The sequence below is a fragment of the Pseudomonas sp. ok266 genome, assembly GCF_900110195.1.
GTDB lineage: Bacteria > Pseudomonadota > Gammaproteobacteria > Pseudomonadales > Pseudomonadaceae > Aquipseudomonas > Aquipseudomonas neuropathica.
In genome coordinates this window covers 225341-241693 of sequence record NZ_FOCU01000003.1, presented here as the reverse complement: position 1 = coordinate 241693, position 16353 = coordinate 225341, and the positions used below count along the sequence as shown (strand labels likewise).

14 protein-coding genes and 1 pseudogene are annotated in these 16353 nt (G+C 60.2%); 7 read left to right on the top strand and 8 right to left on the bottom strand.

The genetic code is table 11. From position 1 onward, the window contains the following. Positions 1-156: 156 nt before the first annotated feature. The 4 genes from BMY54_RS06845 to BMY54_RS06830 all read left to right on the top strand — a co-directional run bounded on the left by BMY54_RS06845 (position 157) and on the right by BMY54_RS06830 (position 4273). On the top strand, positions 157-1260 hold the full coding sequence (locus BMY54_RS06845; RefSeq protein WP_093430534.1) for an ABC transporter substrate-binding protein: 1104 nt from the start codon (positions 157-159) through the stop codon (positions 1258-1260). Positions 1261-1450: 190 nt separating this feature from the next. Then, a complete protein-coding gene (locus BMY54_RS06840) occupies positions 1451-2359 on the top strand; it encodes an ABC transporter permease (protein ID WP_093430533.1) in 909 nt (302 codons plus the stop codon). After that, positions 2356-3204, top strand: coding sequence for an ABC transporter permease (locus BMY54_RS06835; RefSeq protein ID WP_093430532.1), 849 nt, complete (start codon positions 2356-2358; stop codon positions 3202-3204). Before BMY54_RS06840 ends, BMY54_RS06835 begins: the two co-directional genes overlap by 4 nt. Before the next feature lie 13 nt (positions 3205-3217). Next, positions 3218-4273: an ABC transporter ATP-binding protein gene (locus BMY54_RS06830; protein WP_093430531.1), complete on the top strand. Its 1056-nt coding sequence runs from the start codon at positions 3218-3220 to the stop codon at positions 4271-4273. 225 nt (positions 4274-4498) lie between these two features. On the opposite strand, the gene BMY54_RS06825 is transcribed toward BMY54_RS06830, so the two are convergent. Then, entirely contained in the window at positions 4499-5428 is a 930-nt protein-coding gene (locus BMY54_RS06825; RefSeq protein WP_093430530.1) for an AraC family transcriptional regulator, read from the bottom strand. A gap of 338 nt (positions 5429-5766) precedes the next feature. Between BMY54_RS06825 and BMY54_RS06820 the strand changes: the two genes are divergently transcribed. Together BMY54_RS06820 and BMY54_RS06815 are read left to right on the top strand one after the other, a co-directional pair. Beyond that, on the top strand, positions 5767-6120 hold the full coding sequence (locus BMY54_RS06820) for a putative quinol monooxygenase (RefSeq protein WP_093430529.1): 354 nt from the start codon (positions 5767-5769) through the stop codon (positions 6118-6120). Between the two features lie 43 nt (positions 6121-6163). Then, complete coding sequence (locus tag BMY54_RS06815) at positions 6164-6406, top strand: hypothetical protein (RefSeq protein ID WP_093430528.1); 243 nt, start codon at positions 6164-6166, stop codon at positions 6404-6406. A gap of 4 nt (positions 6407-6410) precedes the next feature. Here BMY54_RS06815 and BMY54_RS06810 read toward each other — a convergent pair whose 3' ends face one another. The 3 genes and pseudogenes from BMY54_RS06810 to BMY54_RS06805 all read right to left on the bottom strand — a co-directional run bounded on the left by BMY54_RS06810 (position 6411) and on the right by BMY54_RS06805 (position 7590). Beyond that, positions 6411-7040: a flavin reductase family protein gene (locus BMY54_RS06810; protein ID WP_007912610.1), complete on the bottom strand. Its 630-nt coding sequence runs from the start codon at positions 7038-7040 to the stop codon at positions 6411-6413. Positions 7041-7088: 48 nt separating this feature from the next. After that, positions 7089-7190 (bottom strand): annotated as a pseudogene (locus BMY54_RS31270) (hypothetical protein); the annotation flags it as partial. 124 nt (positions 7191-7314) lie between these two features. Continuing rightward, positions 7315-7590: a hypothetical protein gene (locus BMY54_RS06805; protein WP_034153461.1), complete on the bottom strand. Its 276-nt coding sequence runs from the start codon at positions 7588-7590 to the stop codon at positions 7315-7317. Positions 7591-7931: 341 nt separating this feature from the next. Here BMY54_RS06805 and BMY54_RS06800 point away from each other — a divergent pair, with 341 nt between their 5' ends. Then, the gene (locus BMY54_RS06800; protein WP_093430527.1) at positions 7932-8687 is read left to right on the top strand and encodes a COG4705 family protein; all 756 of its coding nucleotides are present in this window, start codon (positions 7932-7934) and stop codon (positions 8685-8687) included. Between the two features lie 150 nt (positions 8688-8837). On the opposite strand, the gene BMY54_RS06795 is transcribed toward BMY54_RS06800, so the two are convergent. The 4 genes from BMY54_RS06795 to BMY54_RS06780 form a co-directional block, all read right to left on the bottom strand. Then, the gene (locus BMY54_RS06795) at positions 8838-10157 is read right to left on the bottom strand and encodes an MFS transporter (protein ID WP_093430526.1); all 1320 of its coding nucleotides are present in this window, start codon (positions 10155-10157) and stop codon (positions 8838-8840) included. A 384-nt stretch (positions 10158-10541) separates the two neighbouring features. Then, on the bottom strand, positions 10542-11870 hold the full coding sequence (locus BMY54_RS06790) for a sigma-54-dependent transcriptional regulator (RefSeq protein WP_093430525.1): 1329 nt from the start codon (positions 11868-11870) through the stop codon (positions 10542-10544). Then, on the bottom strand, positions 11870-13630 hold the full coding sequence (locus tag BMY54_RS06785) for an ATP-binding protein (protein WP_093430524.1): 1761 nt from the start codon (positions 13628-13630) through the stop codon (positions 11870-11872). Before BMY54_RS06785 ends, BMY54_RS06790 begins: the two co-directional genes overlap by 1 nt. Before the next feature lie 84 nt (positions 13631-13714). Beyond that, positions 13715-16351 carry an RHS repeat-associated core domain-containing protein gene (locus tag BMY54_RS06780; protein WP_093430523.1) on the bottom strand — a complete coding sequence of 879 codons (2637 nt, stop codon included), beginning with the start codon at positions 16349-16351 and terminating at the stop codon, positions 13715-13717. Positions 16352-16353 lie beyond the last annotated feature (2 nt).

The following is a 16353-nucleotide window of genomic DNA, read 5'->3' as shown; positions in this document are numbered from 1 at the left end:
TGAGTTTTTATCGATAGTCAGGTGTTTTGCACGACCTCAGGATGAACCCGTCGGCAGCGCTGCAGGCCTTTGAAAACAAGGCTTTCAGCGGACCCGGCCGCGCGGATGCAACGGTTGCGACCAACCTCATACTTAAAAGAACAAAGGGAGTCCGTCATGGGCGAGCACGATCTGAACAGGCGTCAATTCATTAAAACCGTCGGCGTCGCCTCGGTGGCGGCGGCTGCCCTGAGCATGCCCTTCATCCGGGCGAGCGCCAGCGACACCCGCTTCGCCGGCAAGACCCTGCGTTTGCTGACCTGGTCGGATGACACCGGCCTCGCGGCACTGCGCAACATCGCCGCCACGTTCGAAGCCAAGACTGGCGCCAAGGTCATCGCCGACCGCACCGGCAGCACTTCGGAAATGGTCGCCAAACTCAAGGCCGGCGGTGATCGTCCGCAGTACGACATCATCACGTTGGCAGGCGTCGGCGCCGAAGGTCTGGCGGCCGCCGGGCTGCTGGAAAAACCCGACCTCAACCGCATTCCCAACCTGGTCGACGTCCCGGAAAAATACCGTACCGGCGCCAACGGGCACGGCATCGGTTACCTGTTGTGGTGCAACAGTCTGGTCTACAGCACTCGCACCCAGAAAGAGGCGCCGAGCAGTTATGCCGCGTTGTGGGATGCCGATCTGGCGCCGAATATTTTTCTGCCACCGCCGAACTGGACCGAGGCGATGGACCTGATCATCATCGCCGCGAAACTGGCCGGCGGTGACGAACACAACATTGAGCCGGGCTTCAAGAAGCTCGCCGAACTCAAGGATCGCGTGGTGACGTTGGGCGAAAACCCGAACCAGATTGCCGAGCTGTTCCGCACCGGTTCGCTGGACATGGGCGGCCTCTATGCCCCGGCATTTTTCCCCAAACAGATTCGCGATCCGAACTACGGCCTCGGCGCTACGTTCGGCATGAAGGAAGGGTTCTACACCGACCTGATGCTCTCGGTGATGCCGAAGAATCGGCCGGGCGACACCGACCTGGCCTACGCCTTCATCGACCACTCCCTCGACCCGCTGGTGCAGGGCAAGATGGCCGAGGACATCTTCAACGGCCCGGTCAACGCCAAGGCGATCATCTCCGCCGAAGCGCGCAAGAGCCCGTTCATCCTCACGCCGGAGCAGATTGCCGAGAAGGCGATCATGCACGACAACGCCTTCCTGGCCACCGTGCATGACCAATGGATTCGTCGCTATACGGAAATTTTTTCTTCCTGAGCCGAACACAAACCTTCAGAACACCACAAATCCCCTGTAGGAGTGAGCCTGCTCGCGATAGCGTCATACCAGTCAACCTATTAGGTGGCTGACACACCGCTATCGCGAGCAGGCTCACTCCTACAAGGGGGCGGGGGTGGTTTGGAGAGTTGTGTTCGTCAGTTGTTTTTCCATTGACGAGATTATTGCTATGGAACATCAATCCCTGACCCAAGCGGTCGGCGCTGCTGCCGTGCGCCCGGTGCGCGGTGTTTCGCCCACCGCGCGGGCGTGGTTTTTCCTCACGCCGTCGATGCTGTTTCTCGGCGTGCTGATCGCCGCCAGCCTGCTGGTGCTGCGCATGAGCGTCGGCACCAAAGGCGCGGAGTGGAGCGGTTTCAGCCTGGCCAGTTATGCCCAGTTGCTCGAACCGTACTACCTGAAATCCTTGCTGCTGACCTTGCGTCTGGCGCTGATCAGCGCGGTGATTGCCGTGCTGCTGGCGATCCCGGTGGCGTACACCATGTCGCGGCTGACCTCGCCGTTTCTGCGGCGGATTTTCCTCGCAGCGGTGCTGTTGCCGTTGCTGGTCAATCTGCTGCTGCAAAGCTACGGCTGGCTGGTGATTCTCGGTCCCGGCGGCATGCTCAATCAGGCGCTGATGGGCCTCGGCCTGATCAAGCGCCCGATCATGTTGCTGTACAACCAGAACGGCGTCCTGATGGGCCTGGTGCAAACAGCGTTTCCACTCGCCGTGTTGCCGATCGCCAGTGCCATGCGCGGCGTCGCCCGCACCTATGAGGAAGCGGCTGCGACCCTCGGCGCTAGCCGTTTTCAAGTGTTCCGCCAAGTGGTTCTGCCGATGAGTTTGCCGGGGATCATCACCGGTGCAACGTTGGTGTTCGCCTACAACGCCAGCAGTTTTGTCGTGCCGTTGCTGCTCGGTGGCCGGCGCGTGCCGATGCTGGCGGTGATGGTGCATGACCAGATCGCACCGCTGATGAACTGGCCTGCCGCGTCGGCAGCCGGGGTGGTGCTGATCGTCACCACGCTGGCGATCATGACTCTCTCTGAATACATCACTGGCCGTCGTCGGCGTCTGCTGGAGGCTTCGCAATGAGTGCCCTGACCAAGAAGCGCATGGCGCTGTTGCCCGGCGAAACCGGCAAGTTCGCCGGCATCCTCTCCGGCTTCATTCTGCTGCTGGCGGTGTTGCCGATCCTGACCATGATCGTCATGTCGTTCAGCGGTGCGTCGAACCTCGACTTCCCACCGAGCAGCTACAGCCTGCAATGGTACAAAGCCGCCTGGCACACCTTCGTGTCGCCGGACGCCAGCGACGTGCTCAGCCTCGGTCAGGCCATGGCCACCAGCCTGTTGGTGTCGTGTCTGACGATGGTTTTCGCCACGCTGATCGCCGTACCCGCCGCGTATGCGCTGACCCGCTGCGAATTCCGTGGCAAGGCCGTGGCGCTGCAACTGATGTCACTGCCGCTGGTGTTTCCGATGGTCGTGTTAGGCCTGGCCTTGTTGTTGGTGTTCGACAGCCTGCCGTTCCACCTGACCACTTCGCGGCTGGTGATTGCCCACGTGATTCTGGCCTTGCCGTTTGTGGTGAAGAACTGCACCGCAGCGATGCTTTCCATCGGCAGCGAAGTCGAGGAAGCGGCACGAATGCTTGGCGCCTCACCGCTGCGCGCGATTGTCGATGTGGTGGTGCCGTTGATGAAGTCGGGGATTCTGGCGGGCATGCTGCTGGCGTTCATCGTCTCGTTCAACGAATTCACCGTGACCTATTTCCTCTACACCATCGACGTCATGACCGTGCCGATCTGGATGTACAGCCGCACCGTGTCATCGCTCGACCCTACCGTGTTCTCGTTTGCCGTGCTGATCGTGCTGATCGACTTCGTCCTGATCTGGGCGCTGGAGAAGCTGGTGGGCGAGGGCGGCGTTTCCTTTTGATTTGAGGTGCAACATGACTGGTCTGATTCTGGAAAACGTCGAGAAATTCTACGGCTCGGCGTGCGCGGTACAAGACGTCAACCTGCATTTGCCGGAAGGCAAACTGGTGTGTTTCCTCGGCCCGTCCGGCTGCGGCAAAACCACCTTGCTGCGGATGATCGCCGGGCTGGAAACCTTGAGTGGTGGCGAGATTCGTCTGGACGGCGAAGACATCGGCCAGACCCCGGCGCACTTGCGCAACTTCGGCATGGTGTTCCAGTCGCTGGCGCTGTTCCCGCACATGACCGTCGGCGAGAACATCGCCTACCCGCTGAAACTGCGCGGCGTCAGCAAGGCTGATCAGCACAAGCGCGTGGTCGAGTTGCTGGAGCTGATCCAGTTGCAGGCGATGATCGATCGCCCGGTGGCGAAACTTTCCGGCGGCCAGCGGCAGCGCGTGGCGATTGCCCGGGCGATTGCCTCGCACCCGAAAATCCTCCTGCTCGATGAGCCGCTGTCGGCGCTCGACGCCAAGCTGCGCGAATCGATGCAGGTGGAAATCCGCCAACTGCAGCAGCGCCTGAACATCACCACGATCATGGTCACCCACGATCAGCGCGAAGCGATGACCATGGCCGATATCGTCGTCGTGCTGGGCGAACACAAGGTGCAGCAGGTCGGTACGCCGATCGAAATCTATCGGCATCCGGCCAATGAGTTTGTCGCGGACTTCATCGGCTCGGGCAATATTTTCCCGGCCACGGCGCTGGGCGATGGCAAGGTCAGCCTGCCGGGTGGTGACGCGCTGCAAGTGCCGATCTGTAGCAGCATTGTCGTCGGGCAGAAAGTGAAGATGCTGATTCGTCCGGAAGACCTGCAACTGTCGGCAGCGCAGGCGACGGCGGGGAATCGCTTGCTCGGTAAGGTGACGTTTGTGCGTGATATCGGCGCGACCATCGAGACCACGGTGGAGTGTTCCGGGGTGACGTTTACGGCGTTGAGTACGCCGTGTCAGGGGATCGGATTGGCGATCGGGCATCCGGTGTCGGTGACGTTGCCGGTGGAGGCTTGTCGGGTGTTGGGAGCTTAGATTGGGGGCTGACTCCAAATCGCCCCTCACCCCAGCCCTCCCGAAACGTCGGACCGCCCGGAGGGAGAGGGGGCCGACCGAGGTGTCTGGCGCTATCCATCGACCTGAGATATCGAGTCGATTATGGATTCGGCAAAGTACTTTCAGGTCAGCGTACTTCTTCAATATCCCCCATTCAGTCCCCTCTCCCTCGGGGAGAGGGCTAGGGTGAGGGGCTTCTAACGGTCACACCGAAAGCCGCAACCGCGCCAAATCCCTTAACGGCGGTGCACCAAACAGCCGGCTGTACTCACGGCTGAACTGCGACGGACTTTCATACCCGACGCGATACCCCGCCGCCGACGCTTCCAGCCCCTCCGCCAACATCAACCGCCGCGCCTCTTGCAGGCGCAACTGCTTCTGATACTGCAACGGGCTCATCGCCGTCATCGCCTTGAAACGGTGATGCAAGGTCGAGACGCTGAGGTTCACTTCTTTCGCCAAATCATCAATGCGCAGCGGCTGTTCGAAGTTGCCGTTCAACCATTTGATCGCCTGACTGATGCGATGGCTCTGGCTATTGGCGATCGCGATTTCATACAAACGATGGCCCTGCGGGCTGCGCAACAGGCGATAAAGAATCTCCCGGCGAATCAGCGGCGCGAGCATGGCGATGTCTTTCGGTGCATCGAGCAATCGGGCCAGACGCAGCACGGCATCGAGCATCGAACTGTCGATCTGCTCGACATACAAACCCCGCCCGGTCGGCCGCGTCGGCACGCCCATCGGACCGGCGTCGGCGATCAGCGCGGTGATTTCGGTCGGGTCGATATCCAGGCGCACGGCGAGGATCGGTTCTTCTGGCGAGACATTCACCACGCGCCCGCTCAACGGCATCGAAACCGACACCACCAGGTAATTCAGCGGATCGTAATTGAAGAACTCGTCGGCTAGCCGCACCTCTTTGCGTCCCTGCGCCATGATGCACAGCGCCGGTTGCGCGAGCACCGGGGCAAAGTCGTGGGATCGGGTGTGACGCGACATGAACAGCGAGCCGATGGCGGTCTCGTAGCTGCCATCGTCGGTGGTGTTGCGGCGGATGATCGCCGCCAGTTCCGCGCGCTGTTTTTCCATGTCAGCGGTGGGTTCGGCTTGAAAACGATCGAATGACGTCATGCACGGCATCCTCGGCAGGGGAGGTGGAATGGAGCAGAGCATATGTTTGTGCAAGCGCCAGCGGTAGACACATCCTGCGAAATGCTTGCCTGATCCTGCATGGGATTGTGGGCGGGCTCAGCCATAGCAGGTTGTAGGGCGGCAAAGTTGCTTGATACGCCGTATGACAACCGTGTGACGCAGTTTTACAGGTTGTTACAGGTCTTCTGCGCAGTCTCGCAGGATTGTGCAACGCAGCGACAGGAATCGACTAACGGCGGCTGGCGTGCGGCCCTTAACCTTTGATCCTGTCGCAGCCCGTCCCCCGGCTGCCACGCGACTCCCTGGGAGGGTTGAACATGTCCAAGCAGATTCCCGTCAGTCATATGGCCTTCGTTCGAGCGCGCGCCGGGCGTTCGGCGGAACTCGGTGTACGCCTGAGCGCGTTGATCGAGCCGTCCCGCGCCGCCCCCGGTTGCCTGAGCTTTGCCTTGCAGCATTCGCAGTGTGATCCCGAGTTGTGGCTGGTCTCCGGCTTCTGGAGCAGCCAGCAAATGATGACCAACTATTTCAACAGCCCATCGATGGAAATCTTCGCCGAGCTGGTGCAGGAACTGGTGGTCAACAGCCTCGACTTCCACACGTTCAAGGACGTGTCGGCGGCGCAAGCCCTCGGTCAATGCCCGGCGCCGGTACACAAACTCGTCGGTTGAGGGTTTAATGTCCGGCTTGTTTGTCTGAGCCGGGATATGTGACATGGCACGTAAAGAGTTCGAACACTTCGAAGCAGTTTCCGCAGTCGTCCCCGTCGAGTTGGGCGGCAACAAGGGCTATCACGCGGCAATCGCGGTCAAGGCCCTGGTCGATGGCGGTGCACCACGCTTTCACAAACTGTTGAATGACCAGATCTTCCCCGGCGCCATTGCCGCTGATGAAGCGGCCATCAAGGAGCTGGATAACCTCAAAGGCGTCACTGAAGACGCCGAGTTGATCTGGTAACGCGTTACTTGTTGGCGCCCGGACGCCACATCTTGAACAGGGCCTCAGGCCCCAACTGGAAATAATCCGCCGGCCCGCCGCCGCGCAGAATCGGTTCTGCCGCGGCGGTATCGTAAATGCCATCCTTCAACAGCCACTTGGCGATATGCACGGCGACCACTTCGCCGAGGATCAGCCAGCTCGGCACCGTCTCGCCATCAGCGCGCTGCAATTGAATGATCTGCGTGACCTTGCATTCGAAGGACACCGGACTTTCTGCGACCCGTGGTACTGAAATCACTTTTGACGCCACTGTCGTCAAACCCGCCAATTCAAACTCGTTGACCTCAGGCGCGACCATCGCGCAGCTCTGGTTCATCTGCTCGGCCAGCGGCCGGGTGGCGAGGTTCCAGACGAACTCGCCGGTCTGCTCGATGTTGTTCAGGCTGTCTTTGCGCCCGACGCTGGAAAAACCAATGATCGGCGGAATGTAGTTGAAGGCATTGAAGAAGCTGTACGGCGCCAGGTTCAAGCGGCCGTTGGCATCCTGTGAAGAAATCCAGCCGATCGGGCGTGGGCCGACGATGGCGTTGAACGGATCGTGGGGCAGACCGTGGCCGTTGGCGGGTTCGTAGAAGTGGATGTCATCGGGCATGGCGGGTGGTCCTGGAGAGTGCTGAGTCAGGTGGCCAATAGTGCAAGCAAGCAACGCATATTTCCAGCAGACACCGGAATTCCAGGCTATGAAATTCCCCTGTGGGAGCGAGCTTGCTCGCGAAAGCGTCGGGTCAGTTGCATTGATATCGCCTGATACAACGCCTTCGCGAGCAAGCTCGCTCCCACAGGGTTTGGTGTGAACTCATGAAATTATCATGCCCCAGAAATGACTAAGCCCGGCCAAGGCCGGGCTGTGGGAGGACTGCTGATACTTAGCTGATGGCAGCGGCGGTGCCGGTTTTATCGAAACCGTCAGCAGCGACCGTTTTACCCAGGTTGGTTTTATCGAAGCCATCGGCAGCAACAGCTTTGCCGATGTTGGTTTTATCAAATCCATCAGCAGCATAAGTGCCGGTGTGGCTGGTTTCGATGGCGGCGCTGGCGCCGTTGATGAAGTCGGCGGATTTGGTGCGATCCGAGCCGTCGGCAGCGAAGGTATTGGCAGCCAGTACGGACAGGGTCAGGGCGAGGATCAGTTTGGTTTTCATGTCGGTTACTCCAGATTCGTTGGCGATGTGTGTTGCATGGGTCTAATGCTACGCCAAATAAATTGATTAAAAAGCGCAAAATAATGCTAAAAACAATCGATTAACTTGATGTTAAGGGCGGCACGTTGAATTCGCTTTCGTCGTCGCAGCGAGCGTCGCGCAGGTCATCGATCAGGTGATTGCAGAATGAGGGGGCAGCATTAATTAGCGATTAATCGCTGTTTTGTGCGGCATGACAGATTTTTCATACTTTGCCGACCGCTTTTTCACCGTTGCAACGCCAGTCTGCCCGTGGCCAGAAAACCAAGAACCGGCCGTCACACACTGGAGCGTTGCCTGCGATGAATAAACTGCCTCAAATCACCTTGGCCTTCTGGGTCATGAAAATCTGCGCGACGACCCTGGGGGAAACCGCGGGCGATTTGTTGTCGATGACCCTCAACGTCGGCTACGCCATGAGCTCGCTGATCCTGATCAGCGTGTTTGTGCTGACGCTGATCACGCAGTTGATGGCCAAGACCTACAAGCCGCTGCTGTACTGGATCGTGATCCTGTCCACCAGCACCGCCGGCACGACCATGTCGGACTTCATGGACCGCACCCTCGGACTCGGTTACGCCACCGGCTCGATGATCCTTATCGCGATCCTGCTGGCGATCTTCGCCGCTTGGCGCCTGAGCGGTGATTCGCTCAACGTCAGCAAGGTGCAGACCTTCCGTGGCGAGATGTTCTACTGGATGGCGATTCTGTTCTCCAACACCCTCGGCACCGCGCTGGGCGATTACCTGGCCGACGACTCGGGCCTGGGATTTGCCGGTGGTGCGTTACTGATCGGCTCGACGATTGCCGTGGTCGTGCTGCTGAAATACTTCACGAAGATTTCCACGGTGGTGCTGTTCTGGGTGGCGTTCGTGCTGACCCGGCCGTTTGGCGCGACGTTGGGTGACTTGATGACCAAGCCCCATGAGAAGGGCGGGCTGGACTTTGGCACCATCGGTTCGTCGGCGGTGCTGGCGGGGATTCTGCTGGTGATGATTGTCGGCGCTTCGTATGCGCAGAAACGTTATGGCAAGCCGCAGGTTGCCGAGTTGACTTAATACCGAGTTGACCTCATTCGCGAGCAAGCTCGCTCCCACAGGGTAATGGGGTGCCCACAGAATATGTGAACACCACCGACCACTGTGGGAGCGAGCTTGCTCGCGAAGGGGCCAGAACAATCACCACAATGGTGACTGAATCTACACCGGTCAGTCAGTCACAATGCGCGAATGCTTCTGGGTGTCTTTCATGGTGATGTACACCAGCAACGACACCGCGATGCACGCCGTCACATACCAGTAGTAACCGGTTTCCATGCCGATGCTCTTGAACCACAGCGCGATGTATTCAGCGGTGCCGCCGAAGATCGACACGGTCAGTGCGTATGGCAGGCCAACGCCCAGCGCGCGGATCTCGGTCGGGAACAGTTCGGCTTTCACCACCGCGTTGATCGAGGTGTAGCCGCTGACGATGATCAGCGCTGCCATGATCAGGAAGAACGCGCCCCACCAGGTTTGAATGGTGTGCAGGGTCATCAGGATTGGCACGGTGAAGATCGTCCCCAGCACGCCGAAGGCGATCAGGATCGGACGACGACCGATCTTGTCCGAGAGGCCGCCGATGATCGGTTGCAGGCACATGAACAGGAACAGCGTGGCGGCAGAAATGGTGGTCGAGTCGGAGATGCTCATGCCGACGGTGTTCACCAGGTATTTCTGCATGTAGGTGGTGTAGGTGTAGAACGCCAGGGTGCCGCCCATGGTCAGGCCGACTACGGTCAACAGTTCTTTGGGATGGCGCATCAAGGTGCGCATGGCGCTTTCCTTGGACTTCTCTTTCTTGGTGAACGACTCGGTTTCTTCCATGCCGCGACGCAGGTACAGCGCCACGACCGCACACAGCGCGCCGATGGCGAACGGAATACGCCAGCCCCACGCGTACAGTTGTTCAGTGGTCAGCACGTTCTGCAGCACGATCAGCACGCCCAGCGCGATGAGCTGGCCGGAGATCAGGGTCACGTACTGGAAGCTGGAGAAGAAGCCGCGACGTTCCTTGGTCGCCATCTCCGACAGATAGGTCGCCGAGGTGCCGTATTCGCCGCCGACCGACAGGCCTTGCAGCAAGCGCGCGAACACCAGCAGGATCGGCGCGCCGATGCCGATGGTTTCGTAGTTCGGGCTGAGGGCGATCAGCAGCGAGCCGAAGCACATCAGGTAGACCGAGGCCATCAGGGCTTTTTTACGGCCGACCTTGTCGGCGTACATGCCCATCAGCCAGCCACCAATCGGACGCATCAGAAAGCCGACGGCGAAGATCGCGGCGGTGTTCATCAGTTGGGCGGTGGTGGAACCGGCGGGGAAGAAGGTTTTCGCGAAATACAGGGAGAAGGCGGCATACACGTACCAGTCGTACCACTCGACCATGTTGCCAACGGAACCGCTGAAGATCGATTTGATCCGGCTGGCGGTGGTTCTTTCTTTGGCCGGCGCAGCAGCCGACCCAAGTGGCAGGGCGTTGGAGTTATCCATTGAAGGATCCTTCGTTTAATTGTTTTTGTGGAGCGCGTCGAAACGCAGCCTGCGAGGGCTATAGCAGGAGGTGTGCCAACGGGGTGAGGGCCGGGCTAGAGGGGGTGGCGGGATTGGGTGAGCGGGATATTGCCGAAGGATTTGGTTCGATGAGCGGATTTCCGCTTATTGGGGCGAAGATCAAAAGCCCCTCACCCTAGCCCTCTCCCGGGGGGAGAGGGGACTGACCGCGGTGTTCTTGAGGGTTACGCCGACCTGGAATATCGAGTCGAACTCAGGTTTGAAAAGCATGAAGATCGGCTCCCTTCCCCCTCTACCCCTTGGGGGAGAGGGCTGGGGTGAGGGGGAAAAGATCTCAGCCACACAGAAGATCCCAAGCCCGACTCACTCGCTCAGAAACATCTCCCGACTCAACCCATGCCGCTGCATCTTTTCATTGAACGTGCGGCGCGGCAGTTGCAACTCTTCAAGCACCGCTTTCACATCGCCCTTGTGCCGGGTCAGCGCCGCGCGCAGACACTGCGCTTCAAACGCTTCCTGCTGCGCCGCCAGCGATTGCCCCGGATCAATCCCCGGCGCCGGTTCATCCAGGCCCAACACCTGGCGTTCGGCAACGTTCGCCAGTTCGCGCACGTTGCCCGGCCAGTCGTGGCTGAGCAGATGGCTCAATTGCGCGCCACTCAAAGGTGGAAAGGTGCGGCCCAAGCGTTCAGCGGCATTGTGGGCGAAGGTTTCGAACAGCAACGGGATGTCTTCGCGGCGATCGCGCAAGGGCGGCAAGCGCAGTTCGGCAACGTTCAGGCGATACGCCAGGTCCTCGCGAAAACGTCCGGCCCGGGCTTCATCGAGCAGGTCGGGTTTGGTCGCTGCGACAATGCGCAGGTCAACACGAATGCTCTGGTTCGAGCCCAGCCGTTCAAGCTTCTGCTCCTGCAATACGCGCAGCAGTTTCACCTGTTGTGCCAGCGGCATGCTTTCGATTTCATCGAGAAACAAGGTGCCGCCATCGGCGTATTCCAGCTTGCCGATGCGCTTGCCCGAGGCGCCGGTAAATGCACCGCTCTCGTGACCGAACAACTCCGCCTCGAACAACTGCTCAGGAATCGCCGCGCAGTTCAGCGCCACAAACGGCTTGGCCGCGCGCGGGCCGAAATCATGCAGGCAGCGCGCGACCAGTTCCTTGCCGCTGCCGGTTTCGCCACGGATCAACACATTGACCGGCAACGCCGCCAGGTCCAGCACTTGCCGACGCAACGTCTGCAAACCACGGGACACACCAAGCAACGTCGCATCGAGTTTCGCGCGGTTGTCGGCCTGCTCGTGCAGTGCGCGGTTTTCCAGAATCAGCCGGCGTTTGTCCAGCGCCCGGCGCAAGCTGCCGAGCAGGGTTTCCGGGCTGAACGGTTTTTCCAGAAAGTCATAGGCACCGTCGCGCATCGCCTCGACGGCCATCGGTACATCGCCATGACCGGTGAGCAGAATGACCGGCAGGTCAGCGTCGCGTTTCTGCACTTCGGCCAACAACGCCAGGCCGCCCATGCCGGGCATGCGCACGTCGCTGAGGATCACCCCGGCAAAGTGCGCGGGCAGGGCGGCGAGGCATTCTTCGGCGCGGCTGAACAACTGCACCGCGAACCCCGACAGGCTCAGCCACTGCTCGACAGCACTGCGAATGCTGCTTTCGTCATCAACCACCATCACCGAGTTGAGCATCAGATGTGTGCCTCCAGATCGATCGGCAAAGTCAGGCTGAACACCGCGCCGTTGTCGCCATTTTCGGCGCTCAGGCGCCCGCCGGATTCATGCACGATGGCGAAGGATACCGCCAGGCCGAGACCCAGACCGTCGCCCACCGGTTTGGTGGTGAAGAACGGGTCGAACACCTGGCCCAAATGGTCTTCGGCAATCCCGCCGCCGTTGTCGCTGACGCTCAGCCGCCACAGTTGCTCATCGGCTTCCAGACGGATCTCCAGACGCTTGCACGGTTTGCCCTGCATCGCATCGAGGGCGTTGCGCAGCAGGTTGATCAGCACCTGTTCGAGACGAATCGCATCGCCGCGTACCCATGCCGGACGCGTCAGGTGCAACACCAGACTGACCTGTTCGTCACGCAACCGTGCATCGAGTAACTGCAATGACTGATCGACCACCGTCGCCAGATCCAGCCGCTCACGCAAGCCGCTGGGGCTTTTGCGCGCGAAGGTCTTGAGGTGGCCGGTGAGGGCAGCCATGCGCGTGAGCATCTCGTCTACCGGTTTCAAGGCTTTATAAGCATCGTCGACCCGGCCATGTTCGAGCAGCAGGCGCAGCGTCGCCAGTTGCATGCGCTGAGCGGTCAGCGGTTGATTGATTTCGTGGGCCAGCGCGGCGGACATCTGCCCGAGCGCGGCGAGTTTGGCCGATTGCACCAGGCCGTCCTGCGCGGTGCGCAAATCGCGGGTGCGCTCTTCCACTAACTGTTCCAGTTCCTCACGGTTGCGCTGGCGGATTTTCGACAGGCGCCAGCGCTGGTTGAGAAACAGCAACAGAAACACCAGCGCCAGCCACACCCCGGCGGCGGCCAGCCCGGCGTTGCGCAGGTCTTCGAACGCCACTTGCGGATGGCGCAGCAGGTGCAGGGTCCAGCCTTCGGCGCTGAGGGGCAGTGATTCCCACAGGTAATCGGCCGTGCCTTGCGGGCCTTCGACGCGGCGCAGGTCGCTGTTGTCATCGAAGCGGCGCAGCGATAAATGAGTCAAGGGCTGCAGCGACTGCTTGTCGTACTGTCGGGTGGCTTTGATCTCATCCATGTCGCGGGCGCTCAATGGCCGCAGCGCGCGATAGCGCCAGCCGGGCTGGTTGGCGATGAAGATGATCCCGCGCGCATCGCTGACCAGCAGGGTGTCATTGCCCTGACTCCACTCGCGTTCCAGTTCGGGGAATTCAAGCTTGACCACCATCGCGCCAAGGAACTCGTCGTTGTCGCCGAGCACCGCGCTCGAGAGGAAATAGCCGGGAATTCCGCTGGTCACGCCCACCGCGTAAAAACGTCCGGTGCCTTGGGTGCGGGTCTGGCTGAAGTAGGGGCGGAAACCGTAATTGTGGCCGACGTAACTGCTCGGCAAGCGCCAGTTGCTCGCCGCTACGGCGAGGCCCGTATGATCAAGCAGTTCAAGGGTCGAGGATTGCGCCGCGCCGTTGATCTTTTCCAGCTTGAGATTCAGCGCCGCCTGCTCGTCGGCATCGACCGGCCCGGCCAGCGCCGAACGCAATTGCGGATCGAGCGCCAGCACGGCGGGCAGGGCGCGGTAGCGGTCGATCAGGGTGTGCAGGGAATTGGCGTACAACGCCAGTTGCTGGTTGGCGCGGGCGGCGTCTTCCTCCAGCGCCTGGCGTTCGGCGTGGCGGATCGCAAGCGTGGCGGCAAGCGCTGCGCCGGCAATGATCAGCAGGGTATACAACGACAGACGCAAGGTACGGGAAGTCGGCAGCATGCTGGGCGAAGGGTCGACAGGACGGGCGGGCACGATAGCATGCGCCCACGTGGCGAAGCGCGATGTTCGCGCGAACCACGTCGCTCAGACAGCGGTTTCTCGCGCCTGGCGTCGAAGCTGGAGATTCAACCTCGGTTTGGCAACGGGTCTGGGTCTCGGTTCTTCAGCGATTGATTGTTCCAGTTGCTGCAGACGTTCGGTAACCTCTTCGGCTTCGCTACGCGCGTCGAGTACTGTCTGAGCTGTTTCCTTTATCCTGTCGATGGCATCGAACGGGTCGACTCCGGTCCTCGCCAGCTTCATGACTTGACGTTGTTTTTCGTCATCCAGTGAGTCCAGCTGTTTGTAGAACCTTTGCTGAATATCCTCAGAGTAGGCGTTGAGGTTATTGGTGAAGGTTTTGATGCCGTCGATCAGGGCGGCGCCGCCATTGACCAGATCCTTTACTGTTTCGACCCCGTTTGAAACAGTCTCGCCGAGTGTATTAAGGCCATCCTTGAGTTCTTGAGTGTGTAGCGTTTGCGCCAACTTCAGACCTTTCTTGAAGAAGTGGTAGCGTAACAAAGGCATCGCCACGGCTCCGACAACCGCACCGACTGCCAGGCCGATGGCATTCCCGGCACCCGGTACGACGCTGCCCAGGAGCCCGACTACCGTACCTCCCGCAGCTACCCCCTTGAGGACCGATTTTATGCCGTGTTTTGACTTGAGGAAGGTGCCGAAAGTCATGCTTGCACGCAGTTCGTTGATGTCGGCGTTTTCCGGAACAAGCCCGTCGAATTCAGTCGCCAGATTATGTATCTGGTTCGCCGCTGTCTGAGCCTTGTCCAGCATCCCGAGAAAGTCGCCAAGCAATTCGAATACGGCTTTTTTACCGCCGGTCCTGTCGACGTAAAGGAGTGGATTGTTGCCAACCATGGCGTACAGGTTCAGGCCATCGACATCGCCATTCGGGTCGGCGCTTATCCAGCGCTGTAACCACGGCGAGTAGTAGCGCTCGCCGTAGTAGTACAAGCCACTGACATCCATTTCCTTTCCTGAGTAACGGGTGAATTTATAGCCCACTTCGACGGCGTGGCGTGCGGCCATCCACGCTGTGGCACCGAACGGGTAGTAACCCTCCTGGCTGATCAGGTCGCCCTGTTGATCAAGCTCCATCACGCAGGAGCCGAGATGATCTTCGAGGTTGTAACGTACTTGGTCATTGGCGATTTCATCGGGTGGTTTTTTCGCCCAATGCAGGCAACGCGCACTGCCTACCGAGATGATGTGCAGTTCTTCGCAGTTGTCCTTGTTGCGGATTTCCAGGCCCGGCAGGTAGCGCACCTGATGAAAGTGCACAGTCCTGTCGGTGTACGTTTCATGGCGTTTGAACACCCGCACGCCCTGGCTGTAACGGTAGTGTTCGGCGTCGTCATCAGTGCCGTCTCGGGCAATCAGCGTCACGCGTTGCAGTTCATCCCGTGCATTCCATTGCATGGCCTGTCCCGGTTGCAGGTTCTGCTGGTTGCCATGGCGGTCGAACAGTGTCTCGAAGTCAGGCTCCGGATCATCCGGTTTCCAGCGCACGCCGCGATTGCTGACTGAATCAATGCGCATCTGCACGGTGCGGTTGGCGCCGGCCCGTACATGCACCAGTTTCACCAGATTGCCGCCGGTGTCGTAAGTGTAGGTCTGGGTGTAGTTGAGGCGGTTGTTAGGGTCGGTGGGCGTTGGCAGGCCGGGAATGTCCGAGAGCGGGCCGTCGTCGTAACCGCTGGCGCTGACCAGTCGGTACAACGAGTCGTAGCTGAAATCACGGTGACCGTCGACCAGTTGGTTGGCGAAATAGACCGGCTGGAAGGCGTGGTCTTCGATGCGGGTAATGTTGCCGACGGGGTCGTAGAAATATTCGAGGTCTTGCAGCACTGCGCCGGTGTCTTTGCGACTGGACTGAGTGTGCAGACGACTGTCTGCAGGGTCGTACGTCCAGCGACTGAGGACAAGATTACCGGCCTGCTGCTCGATGATCTGGTCGGCGGCGTTGTACTGCGCATCAAGCAACACGGGCTGCCATTGGCTCTGGCCGCTGATCAACAGTTGTACCTGCCGAAGGTGCCCGGCCAGGCCGTAGCGCGATCGTCGCCGATGGCCGCCGGCGTCGGTCTGCTCGAGCAGCGCGCCGAGCGGGCTGAACGCATGGTGAGTGGTGAACGGCTCGCCGTCGTGGAACGTGCGGGTTTCGCTCAGCGGCTGGCCGGTCAGGGAAAAACTGTCCGTGAGCAGCGAACCGGAACGGTCTTTCTGTTCCTGCAATTGGCCGCGACGGTTGTATCCGGCTTCGGCCGAGGCGTCGGAATAGGTGAACACATCGACATCGACCTCGCCATTTTCCTCGACGGCCACGAGCCGCAGTTGTTCATCGAAGCACGTGCGCCAATGGCTGCCGCGCTGATCCCACCTGCGCAAAGGTTCACCGGCCAGCCCTGGCAGCACCACACGCCAGCCGCTATCCACGCTGTCGATAAGCACCGCATTGCCATTCAACGAATAAACAGTTGCCGTGTTCGCCATGGACAAGCGCGGGTCGCGTTGCGTGATCAGACGCCCGGCTAAATCGTGTTCCTGGCAGATCACCAGGGTGCTTGACGTGTTGCCTGCCATGCTTCGCAGGTAGGCGACCTTGCGAACTGGCAGGCCTCGTCCGTCAATCACTGTCAGGGAGGGCGTGCGTGAATGCATGG

Excerpts from the sequence above, each read along its gene's own strand:
- BMY54_RS06845 (WP_093430534.1), top strand. The coding sequence starts at position 157 with ATGGGCGAGCACGATCTGAACAGGCGTCAATTCATTAAAACCGTCGGC.
- BMY54_RS06840 (WP_093430533.1), top strand. The coding sequence starts at position 1,451 with ATGGAACATCAATCCCTGACCCAAGCGGTCGGCGCTGCTGCCGTGCGC.
- BMY54_RS06835 (WP_093430532.1), top strand. The coding sequence starts at position 2,356 with ATGAGTGCCCTGACCAAGAAGCGCATGGCGCTGTTGCCCGGCGAAACC.
- BMY54_RS06830 (WP_093430531.1), top strand. The coding sequence starts at position 3,218 with ATGACTGGTCTGATTCTGGAAAACGTCGAGAAATTCTACGGCTCGGCG.
- BMY54_RS06825 (WP_093430530.1), bottom strand. The coding sequence starts at position 5,428 with ATGACGTCATTCGATCGTTTTCAAGCCGAACCCACCGCTGACATGGAA.
- BMY54_RS06820 (WP_093430529.1), top strand. The coding sequence starts at position 5,767 with ATGTCCAAGCAGATTCCCGTCAGTCATATGGCCTTCGTTCGAGCGCGC.
- BMY54_RS06815 (WP_093430528.1), top strand. The coding sequence starts at position 6,164 with ATGGCACGTAAAGAGTTCGAACACTTCGAAGCAGTTTCCGCAGTCGTC.
- BMY54_RS06810 (WP_007912610.1), bottom strand. The coding sequence starts at position 7,040 with ATGCCCGATGACATCCACTTCTACGAACCCGCCAACGGCCACGGTCTG.
- BMY54_RS06805 (WP_034153461.1), bottom strand. The coding sequence starts at position 7,590 with ATGAAAACCAAACTGATCCTCGCCCTGACCCTGTCCGTACTGGCTGCC.
- BMY54_RS06800 (WP_093430527.1), top strand. The coding sequence starts at position 7,932 with ATGAATAAACTGCCTCAAATCACCTTGGCCTTCTGGGTCATGAAAATC.
- BMY54_RS06795 (WP_093430526.1), bottom strand. The coding sequence starts at position 10,157 with ATGGATAACTCCAACGCCCTGCCACTTGGGTCGGCTGCTGCGCCGGCC.
- BMY54_RS06790 (WP_093430525.1), bottom strand. The coding sequence starts at position 11,870 with ATGCTCAACTCGGTGATGGTGGTTGATGACGAAAGCAGCATTCGCAGT.
- BMY54_RS06785 (WP_093430524.1), bottom strand. The coding sequence starts at position 13,630 with ATGCTGCCGACTTCCCGTACCTTGCGTCTGTCGTTGTATACCCTGCTG.
- BMY54_RS06780 (WP_093430523.1), bottom strand. The coding sequence starts at position 16,351 with ATGCATTCACGCACGCCCTCCCTGACAGTGATTGACGGACGAGGCCTG.